Genomic DNA, 3,168 nt, shown 5'->3' with positions numbered 1-3,168 from the left:
CGCCACCCCCACCTCGACGGCTCGGGCGACCCCTCCGGCGGTCCCGACGGCTCCGACGGCTCCGACCGCTCGGGCCGGGGCGACGGCCACGGCTCCGGGGGCCGCGGGCCGGGGAGTGACGACCGCGTCTGGGGCGGACAGTGGAGCGACCGCCAGCCCGGCAGGACCGGGGGCGGCTTCGGCGGGCAGTCCGGCGGACAGGGCCCGCAGGGTCCCGACCGGCAGCAGGGCCAGGGCGGCGGCCCCGGTGGACCCGGCCGCGGCGGGCTGCGCTGGGACCCCAAGGACGTCTACCAGCGACGCGCGCGCTACGCGCTGCTCGCCGGCATCTGGGGCTTCTTCTTCGCGCTGTTCAGCATCCCCGAGGTCGCGCTGCTGCTCGGCTCGCTGGCGATCTACTGGGCCATCAGCTCGCTGCGCGCGAAGAACCGCGAGGGCGGCGCGGGGACGGGCGAGGAGGAGAAGCCGGGGACCGGGCGCAGACCCGACCCGTTCGCGACTCCCTCACAGAACGCGGCCTACCCGTCGACGCAGGACCGCGCGTACGCCTCGGCCGGCGTCCACCACCACACGCAGCAGCAGGTCGAACAGCAGCAGCGCCCGCAGCACACGGCGGCCGTCAGCGGTCTGGTGGCCGCGATCCTCGCCCTGCTGGTGGTGGCGGGGACGTACTCCCTTCAGTTCGTCTACTCCGACTACTACTCGTGCGTGCACGACGCCCTGACCCACGAGGGCCAGGTCGCGTGCAACAGCGAACTGCCGAAGTCCCTGGTCCCGGTCCTCGGCATCAGCAAGTAGGCACGGGGCCCGCGCCGCGGGTGCGGGTGCCGCGGGTGCGGGCCGCGCTCCTCCCCTCGGCGGGGCAGCGCCTCAGTGGGCCACCGGCTCAGTGTGAGTGCGGGTCAGCGGCTTCGTCCTCCGGGTCTGGGCGTCCGGGACCGCCATCTCCGGGGTGATCCGGGACGGAGTCCTCGGCGGGCCGTGCGGCAGCCGCATCGGTGGGCGGTGCGGTGGCCTCTTCGGTGGGCGGTGCGGCCGGGGCGGTTGGCTTGGCGGGGGCGGCTGGTTCGGGCGGTGCGGGCGAGGCCGATGATGCGGGCGGTGCGGGCGAGGCCGCTGGTTCGGGCGGTGCGGTCGGCTCGGGTGCCGGTTCCGGTGCCGGCGCCTTGGCCTCCGGCGCCTTGGCCTCCCGACCCTTCTCCTCCGGCGCCTCGTGCTCCGGACTCGCGGGGGCCGGCTTCTCCGGAGGCTCCGGCCGCCGCCACGGGTGCGTCTCGGTGGAGAAGTCGGCCATCAGACCGCCCGACACCTCCTTCAGCCCGGCCCAGCGGGCCTCGCGCGCGCCGCGCTCGTGCCAGGACTCCGCCGACAGGAAGTCGTAGCCCTCGGTGCCCGCCTCCGGGTCCTCGGACGTACGGGTCCGCCACCAGGTCGAGGGGCGCGTCCAGCGGCGGGCGCTGCCCACCGGCGCTTCCTCCGGTGCGCCGGGCACCGCCGGCGTACCGTCCGCGGCGCCCGGTGCCGGCAGCGGTACCGGGGCCGCGCCCTCGGCCACGCCTGCTTCTTCGGCGGCGCTCTCCTCCGCCGCCGAACGGCGCGTGAAGCGCCGCACGAGCGGGGACCAGCGGCCCGACGCCGCCGCGCCGGCCACGCTCCCGCTCCCGTCCTGGGCCGCCGGAGCAGGCGCCTCCGGCTCGTCGGCCGCGTACTCGGTCACGTGGCTTCCCCGCAGCCGCCAGGCGCGTACGGCGAGGGCGAACGGGACGGCGACCACCGCCGTCCACACCAGCGCCGCCAGGGCCGTCGCCCACCAGAGGGGTCCGAACCTGGCGAGGCTCGCGGTGCCCAGCGGTCCCCCGGCGAACGCGGCGGCCACCGCCGTCAGCGCGCCCGTCACCACCCCGGCGAGCGCTGCCGCGAGCGCGGTACCGCCCGCGCTCCAGGCCATGTCGCGGTCCACGTACGCGGGGGCCGCCTTGCGTACGGTGAACCAGCCCCCGGTGAGGCCCGCGGCGACCGGCACGGCGAGGGCCGACCAGTGCGGCCAGCCGCCCGCGCCGTGCGGCACCGCCGCCAGCAGCGGGAAGGACGGCAGGCCCGGTGCGCGCACGGCGGCGAGCGGGGTCACCGTCGCCGTTGTACTGAGGGCGAAACCGGGCCCGAGCCCGTACGCCGCGCCCCACACCGCCGCGTTCGGGACGAGGGCCAGGCCGAGCAGCAGCACCGCGAAGCGGCCCGACCACAGGATCGACAGCCGCAGGAACGACCCTTCGGCCGCCTGGCCGTGCCGTACGAGTGACGCGGCGACGAGCACCGCGCCGCCGCCGAGCAGGACGGCGGCCGAGGCGGCGCCCGCGCGCCGCGCGAGATTCGTGAGGCGCCGCGCGGGCGCCGACCAGAGCGTCCGCGCGCACCGGGCGCGGGCGGCGTGGGGCAGCCATCTCGGCAGTGGTGCGGCCGGGCGGCCGATGGCGGTCCAGGCGCCCGCGCCGGTCGCGGCGAGCACGAAGGCCGGCAGGACGGCGGCCGCCCGCAGCGGCGATGCGGTGAACGCGCCGCTGTGCGCGTACGCGGCGGCCCCGGCCGCGACCAGCAGATAGCCGCCGCTGACGGTGGCCACCGCGCCGATGGCGGTGAGCTGCGGCCGGCCCTCCTGCGGTTCGAGCGCGTCGCGTGCCGCCCGGTAGGCGAGGTAGCCGGGGAGCGCGACGAGCAGCAGTGGCACGATCCCGACGGGCGCGGGCGCGCCGCTCAGCGTGCCCGGTCGTACGAGGTCGACGCCGTGCGCGAGCAGCCACAGCGCGACAGCCACGTGGAGGGCGCCGCCCGCTCCGCTGTCCGGGTACGGCGAACTGATCCACAACGCCATGACCAGCACGGCGAGTGCGCCGAGACCAAGGCATGCGGCGATGGAGCCGCGGAGGAAGGAGGCGGTGAGCGCGGCGGCCCTGCCGCGCTCCAGGGCAGACGCGGACGACAACAACTCTCCGCGTTCGGTCACTTGGGTCACGCCCGCCATGCTGCCTGCGACACGCACTTTCGTCACGTAACGGGCGAATGCTCGACATGTCGATCATTATTCGGTTATGTGCTTTTCCGACCGGCCCCGTGCTGCGGAGACTCCCCGATGACGCAGAGCACCACCCGAAGCACCCCGCACCCCGACGC

Annotated in this window: 2 protein-coding genes; one reads left to right on the top strand and one right to left on the bottom strand. The window is 76.5% G+C overall.

The window, feature by feature from the left end:
* The coding region (locus tag LCE31_RS38305; protein ID WP_225022794.1) for a hypothetical protein at positions 1–798 on the top strand (798 nt) is incomplete at its 5' end.
* A gap of 88 nt (positions 799–886) precedes the next feature.
* Here the strand turns inward: LCE31_RS38305 and LCE31_RS40685 are convergent.
* Entirely contained in the window at positions 887–3,019 is a 2,133-nt protein-coding gene (locus LCE31_RS40685; RefSeq protein WP_441349437.1) for a cell division protein PerM, read from the bottom strand.
* Positions 3,020–3,168 lie beyond the last annotated feature (149 nt).

Source organism: Streptomyces sp. 8L, assembly GCF_020176795.1.
Taxonomy (GTDB): Bacteria; Actinomycetota; Actinomycetes; order Streptomycetales; family Streptomycetaceae; genus Streptomyces.
Note: the sequence above shows the minus strand (reverse complement) of the source record. Positions and strands in the feature narration are given on the sequence as shown.

Bases quoted from the DNA above. Each gene is read 5' to 3' on its own strand.
- LCE31_RS40685 (WP_441349437.1), bottom strand. From the start codon at position 3,019: ATGGCGGGCGTGACCCAAGTGACCGAACGCGGAGAGTTGTTGTCGTCC.